Genomic DNA, 22,873 nt, shown 5'->3' with positions numbered 1-22,873 from the left:
CCGTGCTGGTGGACAAGGACAAGGCGGCCGTGGTCGTGTTCGACATGCAGTTGGACCTGATCCCGTTGCTGGTCAACGGATCGCAACTGCTGCACGACTGCTGCTGGGTGGCCGACGTGGCCCGTGAGTTCGACCTCCCGCTCGCGCTGACCGAGCACCGGAAGCTGGGCGGCCTGTCGCTGTCCCTGCACGACCTCACCCATGACGCGCCCCGCTGGGAGAAGGAGCACTTCGACTTCCTGCGCGAGCCGCACATCGCCGCCGAGGTCGCCGCGAGCGACCGCGAGCAGTACGTGCTGGCGGGCGCGGAGACGCACATCGTGCTGTTCCAGTCCGCGCTGAGCCTGCTCGACCTCGGCAAGACCGTGTTCCTGCTGGCCGACACCTGCTCGGCGCGCAACCGGTCGGACCACGACGCGGGGCTCGACCGGCTGCGCGCCGCGGGCGTGCACCTGCTGACCAGGGAGATGTTCTTCTTCGAGCTGATCCGCAACTCCGAGGACCCGCGCTACCTCGAACTGGCCAAGAAGTACCTGGACGGCCGGTACATCCGCTAGCGGACTCCCGCGCTCACGAGCGGTCCTCCGGGGCCGACAGCCCGCCGTCGACAAGGTGGTGGACGCGGCCGGGGTGCCGGTCGCGGAGGGTCCGGTCGTGGGTGACAGTGACGACCGGGCCGGGGAACTCCTCGACGGCGCGTTCGAGCTGCTCGACCAGCAGCAGGCTCAGGTGGTTCGTCGGCTCGTCCAGCAGCAACACGTGCGGCTTCGCGGCGAACACCAGCGCCAGCGCGAAGCGGCGCTGCTGGCCGACGGACAGGCGGTTCACCGGGACGGCGAAGTCGCGGCGGTGGAACAGACCGAAGCGGGTCAACTCCCGCGCCGCGTCCTCCCGGTAGGTCGCGCGCCGGGCGGTGAAGGCGGTGAGCAGGTCCCGGTCCTCGGCGGCGAAGTCGACCTCCTGGGGCAGGTGGCCGACCCGGACGCCGGGGGCGCGGGTGACCACGCCCCGGTCCGGGACCAGGTCACCCGCCAGCACGGCCAGCAGCGTGGACTTGCCTGCGCCGTTCGGGCCGACGACCACGACCTTGGACCCGTGGGACAGATCGAGGTCCACGCCGCGCAGCACGTCGCCGACGGCCACGTCCGCGACGGCGAGCAGCGTGCCCTCGGGAGCGTCGTCGAGGTCCACCGCGAAGCGCAGCGGTTCGGGCGGCCGGGGGACCCGCTCCTCCAGCAGCGTGGCGAGCCTGCGCTGCGCGGCCTTGGCCGCGCGGGCGACGGCGGCCTCGGCCGCGCTGCCCGCCGCGTTGTAGGCCAGCTTGTTGTTGTCGCGCGGGCCCCGACCGCCGCCCCCGGCCGTCCCGGCCTTGGCCAGGCGGTCGCGGGTCTGGCCCACCTCGGCGAGCCAGTCGCGGTAGCGCTGGGTCCAGCGCTCGCGGGCGGCGGTCTGCTCGCCCAGGTAGTCGCGGTAGTTGCCGCCGTGGCGCACGGCCTCGCCGCGCGGGCCGTCCAGGTCCACGATGGCGGTGACGGCCGTGTCGAGCAGCACCCGGTCGTGCGAGGCGATCAGGCACGGGCCGCCGTAGTCCGACAGCCAGCGCACCAGCCACTCCAGCGCGCGGTCGTCCAAGTGGTTGGTCGGCTCGTCCAGCAGCAGCCCCGCCGGTTCGGTCAGCACCAGCGCGGCCAGCGCCAGCCGCGCGCGCTCGCCACCGGACAACGTCGACGTGGGCCGCGACTGGTCCACCCCGCCCAGCCCGAAGACGTCGAGCGTCTCACCGGTCCTGGCCTCGACCTCGTAGCCGCCGCGCCTGCCGAACTCCTCCTGCACGTCGCCGTACTCGGCCAACAGCCCGGCCATGTCGTCGTGGTCCGAGGCCATCGCCTCCTCGGCGGCGTGCAGCCGCGCGGCCAGCGCGGCGGTCGCCGAGTTCGCCTCGGCCACCACGTCGGCGACCGTCGCCCCCAGCGGGAAGTCGGGTCGCTGCGGCAGGAACCCGACCCGGCCCGACACCGCGCGCACCACCTCGCCGCGCTGCGCGGGCAGATCGCCCGCCAGCACGCGCAGCAGCGTCGACTTGCCGCGGCCGTTCTCGCCGATCAGCCCGATCCGCTCACCGCGAGCCACGGTCAACGAGATGTCGCGCAGCACCTCCCGGTCGCCCAGTGTGCAGTGCACGGACTCCACGAGCAGGTGCGCCGAGCGCAGGTCGCGCGCGAACACCTCCTTCGCGCCGGTGTCGGGATCAGACCTCATCCAGAGCCCCGATCTCGGTGAGGACGCCGCCGTCCAGGCGCAGCCAGCGCTCGACACCGATGTCCCTGAGGAACCGCTCGTCGTGGCTGACCACCAGGAACGCGCCCTCGTACGACTCGAGCGCCCCGGTGAGCTGCTCGACGCTGTCCAGGTCCAGGTTGTTCGTCGGCTCGTCGAGCAGCAGCAGTTGCGGCGCGGGCTCGGCGCCCAGCACGCACACCAGCGTGGCGCGCAGCCGCTCGCCGCCCGACAGCAGGCCGACGGGCAGGTGGGCGAGGTCGCCGCGGAACAGGAACCGGGCCAGCAGGTTCATCCGGTCGGCCTGCGGCCTGTCGGGAGCCGCAGCGGCCAGGTTCTCGGCCACGGAGCGGTCGAGGTCGAGCAGGTCGAGCCGCTGCGACAGGTGCGCGATCCGCCCATCGGCCCGCCTGACCTCGCCCGCGTCCGGGGTCAGGTCCCCGCTGATCACCCGGATCAGCGTCGACTTGCCCGCCCCGTTCGGACCGATCAGCGCGACCCGCTCCGGACCGCGGATGGCGAGGTCGACCCCGGTGCCCGCGAACAGCTCCCGGCCGCCTAGCGCGACCTTCAGGCCCTCGCCGAGGAACACCGTGCGCCCGGCCGGCATGCGGGTGTCGGGGAGCTGCAAGGAGATGCGCTTGTCGTCGCGCAGCGACCGCTCGGCCTCATTCAGCCGGGACTTCGCGTCGGCGAGCCGTTGCCCGTGCGTGTCGTTGGCCTTGCCCGCGGACTCCTGCGCCCGCCGCTTCAACGTGCCCGCGGCCACCTTGGGGATGCTGCCGCTGCGCGCGAAGCGGGCTCCCGCGGAGGCCCGCTTCGCGGCCCGTTCCCTGGCCTGCTGCATCTCCCGCTTCTCGCGTTTGACCTGCTGCTCGGCGGTGCGGACGTTCTTCTCCGCGACCTCGCGCTCGGCCTGCACCTCGGCCTCGTAGTCGGCGTAGTTGCCGCCGTACATCCGCACGGTGCTGCCGTCCAGCTCGGCGACACGGTCCACCCGGTCGAGCAGGGCACGGTCGTGGCTGATGACGAGCAGCGCGCCCTTCCAGTCGTCCAGGACGGTGTAGAGCTTCCGCCGGGAGTCGGCGTCGAGGTTGTTGGACGGCTCGTCCAGCAGCAGCACGTCAGGGTTGCGGATGAGCTGCGCGCTGATGCCGAGGAAGATCACCTGCCCGCCGCTGAGCGTGTGCAGCCGCCGGTCGAGCGCGATGTCGCCCAGCCCGAGCCGGTCGAGCTGCGCCCGCGTGCGCTCCTCGATATCCCAGTCGTTGCCGATCGTGGTGAAGTGCGCCTCGTCGGTGTCGCCGTTGGCGATGGCGTCCAGCGCAGCCACGACCGGCGCGATGCCGAGCACGTCGACGACGCTCATGTCCGCGGAGAACGGCAGGCTCTGCGGCAGGTACGCCAGCGAGCCTTGCACAACCACTGACCCGGAAGAAGGTGTTAACTCCCCGGCGATCAACTTGAAGAGGGTGGACTTCCCCGCACCGTTGGGCCCCACGAGGCCGGTGCGTCCGTCACCTGTGCTGAAGGACAGGTTCTCGAAGACGGGGACATCGTTGGGCCAGGAGAAGGACAGATCGGTACAGACGACGTACGGGTCGGACATGGTAAATAACCCCATATTCGTGATGCGGGCATGGGAGTCCCCGGAACGGGGCGAAAGGACACGACGGCACCATCGCCTCTGCGCGAGATCGCGCGAGCACTGTGATGCTACAAGAACCGGTTTCACCCGGAGATGTCGTCGTCACCCGTCACGGTCGCTTCTCCTTTGATTCACATCAACGATCAGGTTGAATTTTACCAGAGTGATCCAACTTCTGCACGAGGACACCGCTCTGTCTGAAAAGGACGGTGGTATCGGGAAGGATCGGTTGAGGTTGTGTCGACATGCGGACGAGGGCGCCCAACCTCATCACCACTACTAGTATGTGGATCGTGAAGGCTTGGTCGACGAAGGCGCTCGTTGACTGTGGTAGGCCATGGTAGTCAACCGCGAGATCGTGTCCATCGGGCAAATTGATTTAGGTTCGAGTAAGGTGTCGAGGCTTTGTCATATTTAATTTAGCTTTGCGGCTGATTGACTATGCTTGCATAGTTCCTGGGCCAGATCGAGGGCCGCACCGCGCAGGACGCCGTCGCCTGGCTGGAGCAACAGCCCCAGTCCTGGTGTCAGGAGATCAGGTTCGTGGCCATCGACATGTCGGCCTGCTACCGCCGTGATCCGCCAGGTGCTGCTGGCGGCGATCGTGGTCAACCACTTCTGAGCCGCGGTCAGCGTGAACCGGCGGGCGAGCCGGGCGCCGGTTCACCCGAGTGGGAAGGGCCGCTGAACGGTGCGGTCGTCCTGGCGGTGTTCGGCATGCCACGCGTCGATCTCGTTCTGCAAGCAGTCTCCCAAGGCCGAGTCGCGGTCAGCGATCCAGCCGAGGAATGCGGTGGCTTTGTCATCCTCTCGCTAGCGACCCGGCGACTGGCCGGGGTGAGAGGCCGCTGCTCGGCGGAAGAACGAAGGACGGGCGGGATGTGCCAAGTGGCGGACCGACGAATCATCTGAGCATGGTCGGGGTCGGCGATGCTGGTCAGGTGCTGGATGAGCCACCGTTCGAAAGGGCAGATCTGCTTGACCCGAGCCGGAGGCAGTCCGCTGATGATGAGCAGTTCCCGTAGGTGGGCAGCGGCTCGCAGGGCTGGGGGTGGTGAAAATGCCTTGTGGCAAGGGGGATGCTGCCAGTGCCCAGACCGAGCAGCAGGTCCGTCGGCCCGACCTCGCAGCGGCAGCGGCTACCCGAATATACGCCTTGCTTTCCTGTCGAATAGCGTACGTTCGACAGGTGTCGGCTGGGGGGGTGAAGGGGGAAGTCGTAGCCATTGAATGTCAATGGTAGATATCAATTCTTAGCTGTACCGACTAATTCTGATGATGTCGGAGCTCAAGAGAGTCAAGTCGCGCTGGCGATTCTGATGGGCAGAAAGAGTTAGGTGCTGATGTCTTGCTCTGGCTTATCTAGTTCCGCGAGCTGATTGACTATGCCCGTCTGCCTCCTGTATTATCAATCCCATGGACACCCGCCTTATGCGGGTATGCCACGTTAGGGAAGACGAGTCCCCCCTCGGTCATGAGCATTATTCACACGGCCCACGGGTTTGATGATCACATCAGCCTCGTGGGCCGTGTGCGTATACAGAACTTGCAGGTCAACGGACTGGTAGAGCGCCGCGAGCGTCTCCAGTTTCGCTTCCTTCAGCACAGCGCCAACATCACCCAATGAGTCGATGGCCGCGTAAATCTCAGCATCGCTGACCGTGTTCGGTGCCGGAGCGCCTTCCAGTTCCGCCCGCGCAGCCGCCCGTGCCGCTTGCGCCTCGTTCATCGCCTCCACCAGCGCGGCCGGATCGATGCCCGCCTTGATGGCCTCCTGGAACCTGTTCATGTGAGCTTCCGCCGTAGCGAGCCGCTGCTTCGCCGTCTCGCGCCCGTTCTGCGCGACGGCCGCTCCTGGTTGGGAGGCAACAACTTTGGCCACAGTGCGATCCACATTGGCCGGCGCGAACACCTCGCCGAGCCAGTCGTTCACCGCGTCCTGGATCACGTCTTCGCGGAGGTAGATCGCTGGCGGGTGCGACGCCAAAGCGGGGGAGCCGGGAGCCAACGTCCGTGCCGGGCAGCGGTAGTACATGCCGTGCTTGCGCGGGCTTGCCTCCATTTTCCGGCCGCACACCGAGCACCGGATACGGCCGCGGAACAAGTAGGTCTGTTTCGTAGGCCGCTCGGCGCGCTCCGTTTTCCGCGCGGTCTTCAAACCGCCCACAGACTTCGACCTCCGCAGCAATTGAGCCTCCGTGAACACCTCGACCGACACAATCGCCGGGTGCGCGGGCTGCCGTGACCGGATGACCTTTTCCGGACTGGTCTTCCGGAACCGTGTGACATATCCGGCAGCCACGTCGTCCGGGTCGAGCAGCAACTCATGCCGGGTCCACCGCCCGAAGAACGCGTAACCGGTGTAGCGAGGGTTGTCCAGAATCGCCCGGACCGTGCTGCCCTGCCACCCGTCACCCGGCCGATGCCGGTTCTGGTCCGGACGTCGCGCGGAGGGGCAGGGAATCCCGTCACGGTTGAGCCCGGTGGCAATCGCGCGGTCACCTCGGCCGCTGATGTACTCGGCAAAGATGCGCCGGACCGCTTCGGCGCACTGCTCGTCAACTTCCAGGACGCGCAGGTGGTACCCCTCCGCCGCCTTCCGCGGGTTGGGGTGCTGCCCGCCGTCGACCACGGTGTACCCGTAGGGCGCTGTGCTAGCCGAAAATATCGTCCGCGCAGGTCAGGCGGCGTGGTGGTATTCGTTGAGGATGCCGCCCAGTCGTTGTCGTCGGCGTACGTCCAAGTTACTGATCTGGGCTCGGTCGGTGATCGGTGGTGGCAGCGGGTGTAGTGGTCGGGTGTTGGCGATGCCCTGGTGGGGTCGATGGATGTTGTAGAACTGCTCGTACTCCCGGAGCGCGTGGAGTAGATGCTGGTGGTTCCAGATGAGGGTGCGGTCGAGGAGTTCGTGGCGGCAGGTCTTGATCCACCGTTCCATGATCGCGTTCATTCGCGGGATTCGGACACCGCTGAGGACAACCCGGATGCCCGCATCGGCGAGGATGGCGTCGAATAGGGCGGGGAACTTCCCGTCCCGGTCGCGGATCAGAAACCGCGCGGAGTTGCCCGCGTCATCGAGGTCCATCACAAGGTTTTTCGCTGCTTGGGAGACCCACGCTGCGGTCGGGTGCGCGGTGGCGCCCAGGACGCGAATGCGGCGGCTGCTGTGCTCGACGACCGCGAGTACGTACAGGCGGGTGCCGCTCACGGTCGGGACTTCGAAGAAGTCGCAGGCCAGGAGAGCCTGAGCCTGTGGGCGGAGGAAGTCCGCCCAGGTGGTGGACATGCGATCGGGTGCCGGGTCGATTCCGGCGTCTTTGAGGGTCTGCCACACCGTGGACGCGGCGATCTTGATGCCGAGTACGAGCAGTTCGCCGTGGATGCGACGGTAGCCCCAGGTGGGGTTCTCCCGTGCCAGGCGCAGCACCAGGAGCCGGATTGACCGTGGTGTCTGTGGTCGTCCGGGGCGTTCGGGGCGAGACTTGGCCCCGTGGCTGCGGGCGAGCAGGTCTCGGTGCCAGCGCAGTATCGTTTCCGGGCGTACCGGCAACTGGAATTGGCGAAGCACTGTCGCCGGGACGCGGCGTAACAATGCCGCGAGGAACGCCCGATCGGCGGGGGAGAACCGCGGTCGAGTCTTGCCCAGTTGGCGTTCCAGGATGGTGATCTGGTGTCGCAGCACCAGGATCTGCACGTCCTTGCCTCGGTCGCTCGTGGGGAGCAGGCGTAGTAGGGCGAATGCGTTGGTCATGCTGAGGTAGGCCAGTCGAAGCAGCATGGCTGGTCATCATGCCGTGCTCCTCGGCAGCAGAGCGATTACGACTTCATCCGTGGATGGGCCTCGGCGGACCCTCTGTTACCTGGCGGATGAGGTTTTCGGCAGGCACAACGTCGGACAATGCGGAGCGCACGAATTCCGAGAGTTCGACCAGTGTTGAGTACATCGTGGCAGGTAGCAACGAGACGAGTTCGTCCAATGACCAGATACCAGTGCCTCGGTCGACAGTGGTACGCACCAGGTGCCGCAGTGCTTCGGCAAGCTCGTCTGGTGCGTGAGTGACGATCTCGGTCATCAGTGTGCGCACAGTCGAGTGCTCGGCATCTGGCCGATCGCGGTGTGCCTTATTCAGAACGGCCCCCACCCAGTGCGCCCATCGATCGGCCAGTTGGCTCGGGTCGACACGGTCGTGCAGGAAGCCGAACAGGCGACGGTCGTGGCGGTGCAGAGCGTGGCAGGCGAGAAGGCATGGCGGCTCGCCTGGGCGTTCACGACCTACCAGGTGCGGCAGAACAAATACGCGGACCGGTTGGCGCTGTGGCTCGGAGGCCTCTCGTCCGTCGAGCGCGTCGACGACGCGTGGGCGCTGACGGCGGCGCACCGGTCGATCGCGGACTCCTATGCCCACCTCGGCCGACACGGCGAAGCCATGCACCACCTCGAGGAAGCGCTCGTGGTGGCCGAGGCGTTGGGTGACCCGGTCACGCAACGGCAACGTCCACTACGGCCTCGCCGCCGCGCTGGAGGAGCGGGGCGACGACGAGGGGGCACTGGAGCACGCGCTGGACGCGTTGCGGCTCTACCGGACCGGGACCAGCAAGATGCAACTCGCGCAGGGACATGCCGCGGTCGGCTGGTGCAGCGCCAAGATCGGACTGCACGAGCAGGCCCGCGAGTACGGCGAGAAGGCACTCGAGCTGTTCCACGGGCTGGGCAGCGTGGAGAGCGAGGCCAGCGTGCTCGACACGCTGGGCCTGGCTGCCCACGGCACTGGTGACCACGCGCTCGCGATCCAGCGGTACCAGCAGGCGCTGGCGCAGTTCCGCGAGGTCGGTGCCAGCACCCACGAGGCCGACGTCCTGCTCCGACTCAGTGAGGTGCTGCTCGCTTCGGGCGACCGCGTGGAAGCCCGCGCGACGTTCACCCAGGCTCGTGGTCTCTTCCTGAAACAAGGCCGCACCACCGAGGCCCATCGGGTCGCAAAGCTGCTCTGACCTGCGGCTCAACGTTTAGTCAACTTTCCGTCTCCAGGATCACCCCCGACCGACCGCGTCTGCGGACGGCCACGGGGAACGTGTTCGTGCCTGGGGGGCAACGGGATGACCAAGCGCGGGTTCGGCGCCGCCTGCCTGGCGGTGCTCATGGTGGCTGGACTGGCCGCGTCGACGCCGCAGGTCGTGGCGCCGACGCCGTTGGGTGCGGCGACGTCGGCACCCGAGCAGCGCAGCGGGTCCGCCGACGGCGTCAGCGGGGACAGCGCGGGCGGTGACACCGCCACGGCGCTGGGATTGCCGCCGCGGGACCAGCCGCGGCCCGCGGACGCGGTGCCCGACGCGGTGGACAAGCCCGCCGCGGGCGCGCAGCCGGACGTCGCCACGCAGGCGCACGAGAAGCCCGAGGTGGTCGGGAAGTCCGACCTGCCGCCCATCGACGAGAAGGCGAAGGAGCGTGCGCAGGACCGCACCGCCACCACCGAGACGTTCGACAACCCCGACGGCAGCCGCACCCTGCGGATGCACTCCGGGCAGTCCAACGTCCGCCAGTCCAACGGCGAGTGGACGCCGATCGACCTCGCACTGGTCGACCGCGACGGCCGCTGGAAGCCGAAGAACACGCCGAACGACACCAGCTTCGCGCACACCTCCCGCGACCCCGACCTGGTGCGCCTCGCCTTCGACGACCGGCACGGCCTCTCGTACCGGCTCGACGGCGCCGCCGACAGCCGAGGTGCGGCCGACCAGGCGACGGTCACCTACCCCGGCGCGCTGCCTCAGGTCGACCTCAAGCTCACCGCCACGTCCTCCGGCGTCAAGGAGGACCTCGTCCTCGCCTCGGCGCAGGCGCCCACGGTGTTCACCTTCACCCTCGCGCCCCGCGGCTCCACCCCGCGCCTGGCGAACGGCGCGGTCGAACTGGTCGACGGCGACGAGGTCGTCGCGGTCATGCCGCGCGGCTTCGCGCTGGACGCGAAGCAGGAGCGCGTCGACACGACCTACGAACTGGCCAAGGCGGGCGAGAACACCTGGACGCTGAAGGTCGTGCTCGACGCGGCGTGGCTGCGCGACCCGGCCCGGTCGTTCCCGATCGTCGTGGACCCCACCACCGGCAACGCCTACGCGAACGACAGCACGTACGTCACACCGGGCGCGGCGGGCCAGCCCTCCACGATCGACCTGCGCACGGGTTACGTCGACGGCAAGCTCTCGCGTTCCTACCTGCACTTCGGCACGCCGTCGGGCATGGGCAACCAGTACGTGCTGAGCGGCGCGCTCGTCGTCGAGGCCGGTTACAGCACGACCTGCGCGGCGCGGTCGGTGTCGGTCTACGAGGTGACCGAGCCGTGGAACTCGTCGCTGAGCTGGCCGGGCGCCGCGGTCGGCAGGTCGTTGTCCACCAATGCCTTCGCGCACGGCAGCCCCTCCTGCCCGGCCGCCGCCTGGGAGAAGCTGAACATCGACCACGAGGTGCTCACCCGGTGGACGCACGGCCAGGCGCTGCAGAACGGCCTGTCGCTGCGCGCGTCCGACGAGACCGACCGCAACGGCATGCGGTTCGGGTCGGTCAACTCGCCGAACAAGCCGTACCTGGAGGTCCGGTACGTCCCCGAGGGCGTCGTCTTCCAGGTCACCGACGTGACGCTGCCCAGCGCGAGCCGGGCGGGCAACCTCAAGGTCACCGCCACGAACCTCGGCTCGACCGCGTGGACCAGCGGCGGCGGCTTCAAGTTCGGGTACATCATCAACCAGGGGTCGACGAAGGTCCGCACGGCCAGCGGCTGGACCGCGAACGTCGCCCCCGGCGCGACGACGACGTTCGACGTGCCGATCGACCCGCTCGCGCCGGGGGACTACCAGGTCTTCCTGACGATGTTCAACCCCCAGAACACCGACTTCTTCGTCGCGTACGGGGTGCCGTACGGCAGGTTCGACATCACCGTCCGCAACACGCCGCCGACGTCGAACCTGCAGCAGCCGGGCGGTGGTGCGGTCGTGCCGACGGTCACGCCGACCCTGTACGCGGAGGGGGTCGACGACGACCACTGGCCCGGCAAGGGCCTGACGTACAAGTTCCTGGTCTGCACGGACGCGAACCTGACCGCGGAGTGCCAGGAGTCGCCGTGGACCGGCCAGTCGTGGGCGCCGTCGGGCCTGTTCTGGAACCGGACCTACTTCTGGGGCGTGAAGGTCTACGACACGGTGGACGCCACGCCGTTCTGGGTGTCGGCCAAGGACGGCGCGCGGCTGCAGTTCACGCCGCGCGTGCACCAGCCGGAGATCACCTCGCACCTCGCGGGCAGTCCCAGCACGACGCTCGGACCCGGTCTGGACCCGCAGATCGGCAACTACTCCACCGTCGTCACGGACGCGTCGGTCGACACGGTCGGCCCCGACCTGACGATCGGCCGCACGTACAACAGCCTGGACCCCCGGCGCGACACCGCATTCGGCATCGGCTGGTCGTCCAGGGTGGACATGGAACTGGCCAAGGACCAGGACGGCACGGACAACGTCGTGGTCACCTTCCCGACGGGGCGGCAGTCGCGGTTCGGCCGCAACCCCGACGGCAGCTTCGCCCCGCCGTTCGGGCAGAACGCGACCCTCGTCTACCAGGCCAACGGCACGTACGTCCTGCGCGACTCGACGGGGAGCCAGTGGACGTTCGACGTCCTGGGCAGGCTGATCACGATCACCGACCCGGCCGGGCTGGTCGAGTCACTGGACCACGACACGAACGACCACGTCACGACGATCACCAACGGCACGAGCGGCCGCGCGCTCCGCCTGACCTGGCAGGGAAACCACGTCGCCTCGGTGTCCACGACCGCGCCGGCGACCGGTGGCGCGCCGCTCACCTGGACCTACACCTACGACGGCGACAAGCTGCTCAAGGCGTGCGCGCCGGGCGACGAGTGCGCGCAGCTCACCTACCGCTCCGGGTCGCACTACCGCAGCTCGGTCGTCGACGACGACCCGTACGGCTACTGGCGGCTCGGCGAGACCAGCGGCGACAACGCGGCCAACGCCGTGGCGCGCAAGCCCGGCGCGGACGCCGGCACGCAGCACGGCGTCGTGCTCGGCGGAGACGGCGCGCTCGCCGGAACGTCCGACAAAGCCGGGACGTTCGACGGTGCCAGCAGTTATGTGACGCTGCCCGACAACCTGACCACCTCGACCATGTCGCTGTCGGCGGAGCTGTGGTTCAAGACCACCGCGCAGGGCACGCTGCTCAGCTACGCCGACCAGGGCTTCCCCGCGGCGGCCGGGAGGTCGACGCCGATCCTGTACGTCGGCACGGACGGCCTGCTCTACGGCGGGTTCGCCCGCAAGGACCCCGTCGGGAAACGGCAGATCGTCACGACGCGGCAGGTCGACGACGGCCAGTGGCACCACGCGGTGCTCAGCGCCGCGATCAACACCCAGACCCTCTACCTCGACGGCGCGGAGGCGGGCACGCTCAGCGGGTTCGTCGACCACGCGCAGCAGGGCAGGCTCACGCTGGGCGCGGGCAGCGGGAAGGACTGGCCCGCGGGGAACAACGGCGACTTCTACTTCGAGGGCTCCATCGACGAGGCCGCGCTGTACCTGCACACGCTCGGCGCGCTCGCCGTCCGGCAGCACTACGCGGCGGCCAGGGCGACCGAGGAGCTGGCGAGCTTCGCGCTGCCGCAGGACGGGCGCAAGTTCGCCACGCTCACCTACGACGACGTCAACGACCGCGTCCGCACGCTGACCGACCACGACGGCAGGCAGTGGTCGCTCGACCCGCCGTCGGTGCGGGACTCGGTGCGCACGGCGACGCTGCGCGGACCGGCCGGGTACGGCGACTGGACCTACACGTTCGACGTCGACAACGGCGGCAGGCTCGTCAGCCGCACCCACGACGGCAACACCGCCAGGGTCGAGTACAACGCCGCGGGGTTCCCCGCCGCGACGGTCGACGAGAACGGCCACCGCACCGAGCGCACGACCGACGAGCGCGGCAACGTGCTGAGCACCAAGACGTGCCGGGCCGCCGGCTCGTGCAACACGACCTACGCCACCTACGTCAAGCCCGCGACCGCGCTCGACCCGCGCGGCGACCGCGTCGAGTCCAGTTCGGACGGTCGTTCGTCCGGCCCGGACGACACCCGTTACCGCACGTCCTACACCTACGACGCGCTCGGCAGGCCGACCGGTGTCCGCTACCCGGCACCGGAGGGCGCGACCGAGGCCCCGACCGAGACCACCGCGTACTCGACCGGCGCGGAGGACGCCGTCGGCGGCGGCAAGGTCCCCGCAGGCCTGCTGGTCCGCGGCACCGGCAGGCGCGGCCAGGTCACGACCCGGCGCTACTCGGCCAACGGCGACCTCGTGGAAGTGGCCACACCCACCGGGTTGACCCTGCGCTACGGCTACGACCTGCTGGGCAGGCAGAAGACCGCCACCGAGGTCAACTCCGGCGGCACGGCCCTGTCCACCACGGCCTACGAGTACACCCAGCGCGGTCTCGTCGCCAAGATCACCTCGCCGTCGGTCGTCAACGCGGTCACCGGCGTCGCGCACGCCCTGGTCACCACCTACCGCTACGACGCGAACGGCAACACCACCGAGACGACCACCGCCGACGCCACCCCCGGTGAAACCGCCCGCACCACGAAGTTCGGCTACGACGCCAACGACCGGCTGGTGCGCACCGAACTCGCGGACAGCGGCGCGGAGACGCGGTCCTACGCCGACAACGGGCTCACCGAGTCGGTGACCGACGTCAACGGCACGACGTGGACCACGCGGTTCGACGAGTTCGGCAAGCCGCTCAACCGCGTCGCGTCCGGCACGGGCGTCAACCCCGAGAACCCGGCGTCGACCACGATGACGCTGGAAGCCCGCTCCTACGACCCCGCGGGAAGGCTCGCGTCCGTCACCGACGCGATGGGCAGGCTGACGAAGTACGGCTACTACGACGACAACCTGCTCGCCACCACGCAGCGCGGGAACCTGTTGGTGGACCAGCGTTCCTACGACCCGGCGGGCAACCTGGTCGAGCAGGTCGCGGCCGGTGGCGCCAAGACCGCCTACGCCTACGACCCCGCGGGCAACGCGGTCACCACCACGGTCGACCCGGCCGGGCTCAAGCGGTCCACGACCATGCGCTACGACGCGGACGGCAACGCGGTGGGCGTCGAGCGCCGCGGCGCGGCCGACGTGAACCGCGTGGAGAGGTCGAGCTACACCTACGACGCCGCGGGCAACCAGACCCGCGACGACACCTACATCGACGCCACCACCGTGCTGTCGTCGACGGCGAGCTACGACGAGCGCGGACTGCTGGTCGAGAGCGTGGACCGGCGCGGGCTGCGGACGAACTACGAGTACGACGCCACGCACGCCCTCGTCCGCACGCTCGACCCGGCGACCGATGTCTGGGTGGCCGGGGTGCGCACGACCGGCTTCCGCCGCGCGGAGACCGTGGGCTACAACGCCTTCGGCGAGATCACGCACTCCCGCGATGCCGCGGGCAACGTGACCACCACCCAGCACGACGCGCTCGGCCGGGCCGTCGCGGGCGTGCTGCCCGACTACGCGCCGTCCGGCGGGACCGCGATCAAGGGCGCCACGAACCGCACCGAGTACGACCACGCGGGCAACCCGGTGAAGTCCACCGACCCGCTCAACCGCGTCACCCAGCGCACCTACGACCCCTACGGGCGCGTGCTGACCGTGACGCTGCCGCAGGTCGGCGACAGCCCGAGCGTGATCACGCTGCACTACGACAAGGCAGGCGAGGTCCTGTCGCAGGCCGCGCCGGGTGGCGCGGAGACGCGCTTCACCTACGACGACCTCGGTCGCCGGGTCACCACCACGCAGGTCGACCGTTCGTCGGGCGCGCTCGCCTTCTACACCACGACCACCGGCTACGACGACGCGGGCAACGCGGTCTCGTCCACCAGCCCGCAGAACCACGTCAGCACGGCCTCGTTCAACGCGGTGGGCGAGCCGCTGTCCACAGTGGACGCGACCAACCGGCACACGACGTACGGCTACGACATCGCGGGCCGTCCGGCGAGCACCACCGACCCGGCCGGGATCACCACCACGACCGGGTACGACCTGGCCGGGCGCGCGGTGCGCACCGCGCAGGTCGTCGGCGGGCAGGAGAAGCGCGCCGGGACGGCGGTCTACGACGGCTCGGGCAACGTGCTCGCCAAGACCAGCGCGCAGGGCCGCGTCGTCACCTTCGGCTACGACGAGCTGGACCGGGTCGTGGAGCAGGTCGAGCAGGTCGACGCCACGCACTCGATCACCACGGCCACCGGCTACGACAAGCTCGGCAACCGCAGCCGGTTCGTCGACGGCAACGGCCACGCCACCGCCTACACCTACACGCCGTGGGGCCAACCCGAGTCGGTGATCGACCCCGGCAACGCCGTGTTCACCGCCACCTACGACGCGGCGGGCCAGGCCGTGGCGCAGGCCAAGCCCGGTGGGGTCGCGACCAGGGGCACCTACGACGCGCAGGGGCGCCTGACCGTCCAGAGCGGGTCCGGCGTGGCGACGGCCGATCGCGCGTTCGGCTACGACGCGGCAGGCAGGCTGGCCAGGGCCGGTGGCCCGCGGGGCGACAGCACCTACCGCTACGACGACCGGGGCAACCTGGTCGAGACCCACGGCGCGGGCGGCGAGTCGACGTTCTCCTACGACGGGGACGGCGTGCTGGTCAGCCGCACGGACGCGACCGGCAACGCCACGTTCGGCTACGACGCCGCCGGTCGCCTCGCCACGGTGAAGGACCCGCTGACCGGCCGCACGGTCGACTACGCCTACGACGCGGGCGGGCGGCTGTCCTCCGTCGCCGACCGCGTGGTCGCGGCGAAGACCTCGCGGTCCATCACCTACGACGACCTGGGCCGAACGCAGTCCGACCGGCTCGTGCAGTCGATCGACGTCGGCGTGCCGCCGAGAACGCTGGTCGGCACCGACTACGGCTACGACCTCGACGACAAGGTCACCTCGAAGAACACCAGCACCACCAAGAACACCTACGGCTACGACGGCGTCGGCAGGCTCACCTCGTGGACCAGCGGCGCCACGATGACCGCCTACGGCTGGGATGGGGCGGGCAACCGCACCTCGGTGGGGGACAAGGCGTTCACCTACGACGACCGCAACCGGCTCGTCTCGGGCGACGGCGCGACCTACACCTACAGCGACCGCGGCACGCTGGCCACCACCACCCGCGGCGGCACCACGACCACGTCGGGCTTCGACGCGTTCGACCGGATGACCGCCAACGGATCGGGCGTCTACGGCTACGACAGCCTCGACCGCGTCACCGACCGCAACGGCAAGGCGTTCCAGTACGCGGGCCAGTCGAACGAGGCGGTCTCCGACGGCTCCCGGCTGATCAGCAGACTGCCGGACGGAAGCCCCTTGTCCGACAAGGGTTCCGGTGTCGCGCGGATGCTCTACGCCGACCAGCACGGCGACGTGACAGCCCGGTACCTGAGCAACACCGTCGACGGCACGCGCGAGTTCGACCCGTTCGGCGGCGTGACGGCGTCGTCCGGTGACACAGCGTCGATCGGCTACCAGGGCGACTGGACCGACGGCGAGACCGGCGCGGTGAACATGTCGGCCCGCTGGTACCAGCCGGGAACGGGCACCTTCGCCAGCCGCGACGACTGGACGCTCGACCCCTCGCCGTCGGCGGCGGCGAACCGCTACGCCTACGGCGCCAACGACCCGGTCGGCACCGCGGACCCCAGTGGCCACGACTGGATCGACACCGTCTGCGACCTGGGCGTGTCGCGCCGGGCGCCCCTGCCGGTGCGCAAGGGGCTCCGGTTCGCCGTCAAGGCGGGCACGGTCGCCGGGACTGTCTTGAGCCAGTTCTTCTGCAACGCGCCCGCGGCGGGCGGCGAGTGCCTGGACACGATCTACGACTCGAACCACCACGTCTGCCCCGGCAAGGAGTGGATGCTGCCGAAGTCCTACCACTGGGACGGCGGCAACGAGGACGCGATCCGGATCGGCGACTGCCGGTACTTCATCCACGGCTGCAACCGGGGTGGCCCCAGCGGTCCCACCGGCCGCGGTCCCACCAGCGGACCCGGCGGGCACAAGACCGTTCCGCCGCCCAGCAGGCCGAAGCCCCCGCCCCCGCCGCCCTGGGTCACCAAGATCGGCAAGCCGCTGCCCCACCCCCCGGCGGGCTCTGGCCTCGTCCCGGTCCCCACGACCTACGACCCGACCGGGCCGCTGACGACCATCCTCGACCTCACCGACAAGTTCATCGACCTGGCCACCAAGGTGTCCTCCGCCCTGGTGGAGCACGCGGGCGCGGTCGTCTCGGCGCTCCAGGACCTGGTCGACCTGCTGCCCGGCGCGTCCGACGACCGGGGTGAGGTCGACGCGCTGGACCAGGCCGCGGAGGACTGCTTCTCCTCGACCGGGAGGATCATCAAGAACGATCCGATGGAAACGATCACCGGCTACGCCGGGCCGTACGAGGGCAAGGGACAGGGCGTCGCCCCGACACGGGCGACGGGGGGCACCGCGTGCGTCGGCGACCTGAACCCGGACAAGAAGCGCCCGAAGCTGCCGGACCCGGTCGGTTACGTGTCGGGCGACCACGACCGCAGCCACCTGATCGGGCACCAGTTCTGGGGCGGTGGAGGCCTCAACAACCTCGTGCCGCTGGACAAGGACGTGAACCAGACCGACATGCGCATGGTGGAGGGCGAGATCGCGAAGTCCCTCACCGAAGGCGCCCGGCTCTACTACCGGGTCGAGGCGAAGTACTACAGCCCCGGCGACGCCATCCCGTACGAGGTCGACCTCCACGCGAGGACCAGCAACGGTTTCCAGTGCGACGTCACGATCTCCAACCCGCACGTCCCGACGAACTACCCAGGGGGGAAGAAGGATGGCAACCGGCCGACCTGCGCTGCGGGAGCTCCTTGACCTGACCGGGTGGGACGGGTCGGTCGACGTCGGCGCGGCCTGGGATCCCATCGAGGCGGCCGCGGGCGTGGCCCTGCCCGGTGACCTCAAGGAGTTGATGACGCGGTTCCCGACCGGGTACTTCGGCTACTTCTTCGCCGTGTACTCGCCGGTGCCGCGGCCGAACGGCCGGTCGCCGTTCCGGTGCGAGATGGACGAGACCCTCGAGTTGATGCGGGACCAGGACACCCTGCCGCACCCGGTCCACCCGGAACCGGGCGGACTGCTGCCGTGGGGCAGCACGACTTCGGCGCACACGCTGTGCTGGCACGTCTCGGACCCCGATCCGAGCCGCTGGCCGGTCGTGTTCTTCGACAGCGACTTCGGGCGGTCGGGGACTTATCCGGGCACGGCGACCGCGTTCCTGCGGGACGTGCTGTCCGGTCGGTTCAGCCACGAGTTCTTCGACGACCACGTGCGGGGTCGTCGACCCAGGTTCGACCCGATCTAGGAGATGGACGGCGAATGAGAACACTGCGACGTGCGGTCGTGCTGACCGTGGGGGTCGCGCTGGCGGTGTCCGGTCTCGCGGCACCGGCGAGCGCACAGGCCAGGCCGGCGCTGCCGGTGGACCACGGGGAGGCCGTCGCGAAGGACGTGCGCGGCCGGGTCCTGCTGGACGTGCAGGGCAGTCGGATCAAGGAGGCGGTGACCGCGCTCGGCGGTGAGGTCGCGGTCGCGCGCGGCGACCGCGCGCAGGTCGCCCTGCCCCAGGACAAGCTGGCGGCGCTGGCCGCTGACAAGTCCGTTGTGGACATCCGGCGGCCGGAGCGCGCGGTGCCGATGGCCGTGACGTCCGAGGGTGTCGCCGCGTCCGGCGCCGACCAGTGGATCCGCGCGGGCAAGGCGGGATCGGGCGTCAAGGTCGGCGTGATCGACATCGGGTTCGACCGGCTGGACGAGGCGCAGGGCGAGGGGGACCTGCCCGCCGACGTCAAGGTGAACAACACGGGCTGCCACGACGCCACCCGGCACGACGAGCACGGCACGGCGGTCGCCGAAGTCGTGCACGACATGGCCTCGGACGCGAAGCTGTTCCTGGCGTGCATCGACGGACCGCTCGACTTCGGGCCCGCCACGGACTGGCTGCGCGCGCAGGGCGTGCAGGTGATCACGGCCGCGATCGGCTTCCTCACCTCGGGTCGCGGTGACGGCTCGGGTGAGGCGGGCAGCCCGGCCGACGTCGTGCGGCAGGCTCGCCAGGCCGGTGTCCTGTGGTCTGTCGCGGCGGGCAACCTGGCGCTGAACCACTTCTCCGGCACCGCCGCGGACGGCAACGGCGACGGGTTCGTCGAGTTCAGCGGCACGGCCCAGAACAACGGGTTCAACCTCGGCGCGGGCAAGACCGCCACGGTCGGCCTGCGCTGGGACGCGTGGCCGAAGTCCACCGAGGACCTCGACGTCTACGTGATGAAGGCGGCCAAGGCGCCGACCGGACCGACCGACCCGCTGATCGCCGCGTCGTCGCTGAACAACCAGCGCGACGTCGTCGGCGGCGGCAGGCCGACCGAGGAGGTGACGTTCACGAACACCGCCACCAGCGCGCAGGCGTACTACGTGTTCGTCAAGAACAACACCGCGAAGTTCACCACGCGGTACGACCTGTTCGCGGCGGTCCCGGACGACAACCCGTTGCAGTTCACCACTGCCGCGGGCAGCGTCACCGAACCCGCGACCTCGCCGTACGCGATGGCGGTCGGCGCGACCCAGACCGGCAGCGGCGCGGTCGAGCGGTACAGCGGCCGAGGACCGACGATCGACGGCAGGCTCAAGCCGGACCTGACGGCGTTCGACAAGGTCAGCACGACGATGTACGGCGCGCAGGGCTTCAGCGGCACCTCCGCGTCGGCCGCGCACGTCGCGGGCGCGGCGGCGGTCTTCAAGTCCGCCAACCCGCAGCTGGACGCCTCGCAGATCCAGACGGCGCTCCAGTCGCGCACGAACCCGCGCAAGTCGGACAACGACTGGGGCAACGGCGTGCTCGCGCTCGGCACCCCCGACGCAGTGCCGACGGTCACCGGCTCCGGCTACACCGCGTTCACCAAGTCGATCCCGGTCCAAGCCAAGGGGTTCGCGCCGAACGAGGTGTTCACGCTCCCGCTCCCGAACATCCCCAACGACACCACGGCGGTGGCGGTCAACCTCGCGGTGCGCACCGACCCGTCCGCCGGACCCGACGTGGACAGCGGGCTCGACGTGTTCCCGGAGGACCCGGCCACGTCGACGACGAAGGCGGGCACCGTCCGCGTGCGGCCCGGCGGTGGCTGGGTGTCGACGCTGGTCGTGGCCGCGGTCGGCAAGGACCGCGCGATCCGGCTGCGCGCGGGCGCGGGCAACGTGTTCGACAACGTGGACCTGCTCGGCTACTTCAGCCCGTCGAGCGGCCCGACGTACTTCGCCAGCCCGAACCCGATCCGCGTGCTCGACACCCGCGGCTACGGCGGCAGCCCCCGCAAGACACCGCTCGGCTCCGGCGAGGTCTACCAGGTCAAGGCCCGCGGGGCCAACGGCATCCCGGACAACGCGTCCGCGGTCGTGGTCAACCTGACCGGGTCCGAGTCGACCACGGGCACCGGGTTCGGCCTCTACGCGCAGGACAACTCCGGCACGTCGCTCAACGTCGGCCGCAACGAGCGCCGGTCGAACCTGGCGATCGTCGCGATCGGCGAGGACGGCAACTTCCGGCTGCGCAACGGGATCGGCCAGGCGCAGGCGATGCTCGACATCGTCGGCTGGTTCGCACCGGGTGAGGGCGCGCGGTACGTGCCGCTCGCGGAGGCGACCCGGATCGCCGACACCGCAACAGGAACCGGTGGGCGCACCACCCCGCTCGGCCAGGGCGAGACCACGACGTTCCAGGTGACCGGCACGGCGGGCATCCCCTCGAACGCCACGGCCGCCGTGCTGATGCCCGCCGCGCGGGACGACCTGCTCGGCACCGAGCTGTCGGTGTCGCCCGCGGAGATCGGCACGTCTCCGGCGACGAACCTCGCCACCAAGCAGCGGGAACGCCTGTCCACCACGGCGTTCACCCCGCTGGGGGCGAGTGGCCGGGTGGCCGTGCGCAACGAGCGCGGGAGCACGAACGTCGCGCTCGACGCCGAGGGCTACTTCATCGGCGGGCAGCAGGTCGGCGCCGGCACGTGCGCGAGCCCCGTCGGCGAAGCGGGCTACACCGCGGCGTTCGACGGCCGCGCCGAGTCGAACCTGTCCGGGTGGCGGGTCGCGGGGACGACCTCGCTGCAGGCCGACGGGTGCGAGCTGACCACGACCACCGGCCGTGACGTGACGTGGTATGCCGCCCGCACCACGGGCGCCGACTACACCGTGAAGCTGGACTGGAAGGCCACAGGCCCGACGTCGGACTCCGGCGTGCACCTGATGTTCTCCGACCCCGGCTCGTCGCCGACCGCGCCCGACGCCAACGGCCTCCTGGTGCCGATCTCGCCGCAATCCACCGGCGCCGTGCTGCCGGGCAAGCAGGCGGACGTCGCGGCGGCCAAACCGGTGGGGGAGTGGAACACCTACGAGATCACCGTGGCGTGGAACACCGTCACCGTGGTGCTCAACGGCACGCAGGTCAACCGGTACCCGACCACCGATCCGAACCGCGTGCGCGACAACGGGTTCATCGGCCTGCGGAACAGCGGGACGACCGACCCGGTCAAGTTCCGCAACATCAGGGTCAAGCGCAACACCGCCGTGCGCAACGGCGAGGTCGTCGGGATCAACAACCGCTGCCTCGACGTGCCCGGCTTCGACCCGACCGTGGTCCAGCTCCAGATGTGGGACTGCAACAACTTCCCCAACCAGCGCTGGACGTTCACCGCCGACGGCCGGATCAGCAACGAGGGCAGGTGCCTCGGCGGCCTGAACGGCGGCACCGCGTCCGGGACGGCGGTGACGTTCCAAGCCTGCACCACCCAGAACCCGCAGCAGTGGGTGGTCCGCCCGGACGGTGCGATCATCAACGTCCGCTCTGGCAAGTGCCTCGCCCCGGCTTCCGCGGACCGCAGCGCCGCACTGGTCATCCAGGACTGCACCGGCGCGGCGACGCAGGTGTGGCGCATCCCCGACCAGCACGGGCAGATCGGAGCGCTGACCGCTCCAGGCAACAAGTGCGTCGACGTCTACAACAACGACCCGCGCAACAACCGGGTCGTGCTGTTCGACTGCAACGCCGCCGCCCTGAACCAGATGTGGTCGAGCGTCGGCGACGGCAGGCTCGGGTCGTCCGGCAAGTGCCTGGACGCGGCGGGCACCGCAGCGGGCAGCGCGGTGACGCTGGCCGACTGCAACGCGAACCGAAGCCAGCAGTGGGAGTTGCGGGGCGGCTCCGTTGTGAACGTGGCGTCCAGCCGGTGCGTCACGGCCGCCTCGCCGACCAACCTCGCCGCGTTCACGCTGCAGAACTGTGGCGCGGCACTGCAGTCCTGGTCGCTCAGCGCGCCCACGCTGTGGGCTGGCGCGCTGACGAGCGTCGGCGGTAAGTGCGCTGACGTGAAGGGCGAGAACCCGGCCAACGGCGACGTGTGGCTGTGGCAGTGCTTCGGCCCGCCCGGTGAGAGCTGGGAGGCCAACGGCGACGGCGCCGTCCGCTCGCTGGGCACGTGCCTGGACATCGGTGACGTGGTCAACGGCACCAAGACCGTGGTGGCGGGCTGTCACAACGGGTTGAGCCAGCAGTGGTCGGTTCGACCCGACGGCACGTTCGTCAACGTCCAGTCTGCGCGCTGCGTGGACGTCCAGTCGGCGGGCACGGCCGACGGCACGAAAATCCAGCTCTGGGACTGCGTCGGCACCGCACAGCAGCGCTGGTCGGTGCCACTGCGCGCCAGCTGACCTCGGTGGGGCATACCCAAACCCCGTTAGGGGAGGGCCCCCCGGGTTTAACAACGCCCCCGTAGGGTGACGTACGTGTTTTACACCACCCGGCATGGGGGGGTTGTTGGGGGCGCCAATTACAAGCAG

General features: G+C 69.9%; 11 protein-coding genes. 6 read left to right on the top strand and 5 right to left on the bottom strand.

Annotated features, from left to right (window positions below):
* The first annotated feature begins 2 nt into the window (after positions 1-2).
* Positions 3-557, top strand: a complete 555-nt coding sequence (locus ACFWW9_RS24275; RefSeq protein WP_390382086.1) for an isochorismatase family protein — start codon at positions 3-5, stop codon at positions 555-557.
* Between the two features lie 13 nt (positions 558-570).
* On the opposite strand, the gene ACFWW9_RS24270 is transcribed toward ACFWW9_RS24275, so the two are convergent.
* Together ACFWW9_RS24270 and ACFWW9_RS24265 are read right to left on the bottom strand one after the other, a co-directional pair.
* Entirely contained in the window at positions 571-2,259 is a 1,689-nt protein-coding gene (locus ACFWW9_RS24270; RefSeq protein ID WP_390382083.1) for an ABC-F family ATP-binding cassette domain-containing protein, read from the bottom strand.
* On the bottom strand, positions 2,249-3,886 hold the full coding sequence (locus ACFWW9_RS24265; RefSeq protein ID WP_390382080.1) for an ABC-F family ATP-binding cassette domain-containing protein: 1,638 nt from the start codon (positions 3,884-3,886) through the stop codon (positions 2,249-2,251). The genes ACFWW9_RS24270 and ACFWW9_RS24265 overlap by 11 nt, the downstream gene beginning before the upstream one ends.
* A 582-nt stretch (positions 3,887-4,468) precedes the next feature.
* Between ACFWW9_RS24265 and ACFWW9_RS24260 the strand changes: the two genes are divergently transcribed.
* Entirely contained in the window at positions 4,469-4,837 is a 369-nt protein-coding gene (locus tag ACFWW9_RS24260) for a hypothetical protein (protein WP_390382077.1), read from the top strand.
* Between the two features lie 535 nt (positions 4,838-5,372).
* Here ACFWW9_RS24260 and ACFWW9_RS24255 read toward each other — a convergent pair.
* From ACFWW9_RS24255 to ACFWW9_RS24245, 3 genes are read right to left on the bottom strand one after another with little or no spacing between them, the layout of a single operon-like run.
* The gene (locus ACFWW9_RS24255; RefSeq protein ID WP_390382074.1) at positions 5,373-6,557 is read right to left on the bottom strand and encodes a recombinase family protein; all 1,185 of its coding nucleotides are present in this window, start codon (positions 6,555-6,557) and stop codon (positions 5,373-5,375) included.
* Positions 6,558-6,605: 48 nt separating this feature from the next.
* On the bottom strand, positions 6,606-7,703 hold the full coding sequence (locus tag ACFWW9_RS24250; RefSeq protein ID WP_390382071.1) for an integrase core domain-containing protein: 1,098 nt from the start codon (positions 7,701-7,703) through the stop codon (positions 6,606-6,608).
* Positions 7,704-7,749: 46 nt separating this feature from the next.
* Positions 7,750-8,412 (bottom strand): hypothetical protein, encoded by a 663-nt coding sequence (locus tag ACFWW9_RS24245; RefSeq protein ID WP_390382068.1) that lies wholly within the window; start codon positions 8,410-8,412, stop codon positions 7,750-7,752.
* Here ACFWW9_RS24245 and ACFWW9_RS24240 point away from each other — a divergent pair.
* The 4 genes from ACFWW9_RS24240 (at position 8,396) to ACFWW9_RS24225 (ending at position 22,744) form a co-directional block, all read left to right on the top strand.
* Positions 8,396-8,917: a tetratricopeptide repeat protein gene (locus ACFWW9_RS24240; RefSeq protein ID WP_390382065.1), complete on the top strand. Its 522-nt coding sequence runs from the start codon at positions 8,396-8,398 to the stop codon at positions 8,915-8,917. The genes ACFWW9_RS24245 and ACFWW9_RS24240 overlap by 17 nt on opposite strands.
* A gap of 105 nt (positions 8,918-9,022) precedes the next feature.
* Complete coding sequence (locus ACFWW9_RS24235; RefSeq protein ID WP_390382062.1) at positions 9,023-17,863, top strand: RHS repeat-associated core domain-containing protein; 8,841 nt, start codon at positions 9,023-9,025, stop codon at positions 17,861-17,863.
* Positions 17,826-18,353, top strand: coding sequence for a hypothetical protein (locus tag ACFWW9_RS24230; protein ID WP_390382059.1), 528 nt, complete (start codon positions 17,826-17,828; stop codon positions 18,351-18,353). Before ACFWW9_RS24235 ends, ACFWW9_RS24230 begins: the two co-directional genes overlap by 38 nt.
* A gap of 14 nt (positions 18,354-18,367) precedes the next feature.
* Positions 18,368-22,744, top strand: a complete 4,377-nt coding sequence (locus ACFWW9_RS24225) for a ricin-type beta-trefoil lectin domain protein (protein ID WP_390382056.1) — start codon at positions 18,368-18,370, stop codon at positions 22,742-22,744.
* Positions 22,745-22,873 lie beyond the last annotated feature (129 nt).

The organism is Umezawaea sp. NPDC059074, from assembly GCF_042738955.1.
Taxonomy (GTDB): Bacteria; Actinomycetota; Actinomycetes; order Mycobacteriales; family Pseudonocardiaceae; genus Umezawaea.
This window is presented reverse-complemented; position numbering and strand designations above follow the sequence as displayed.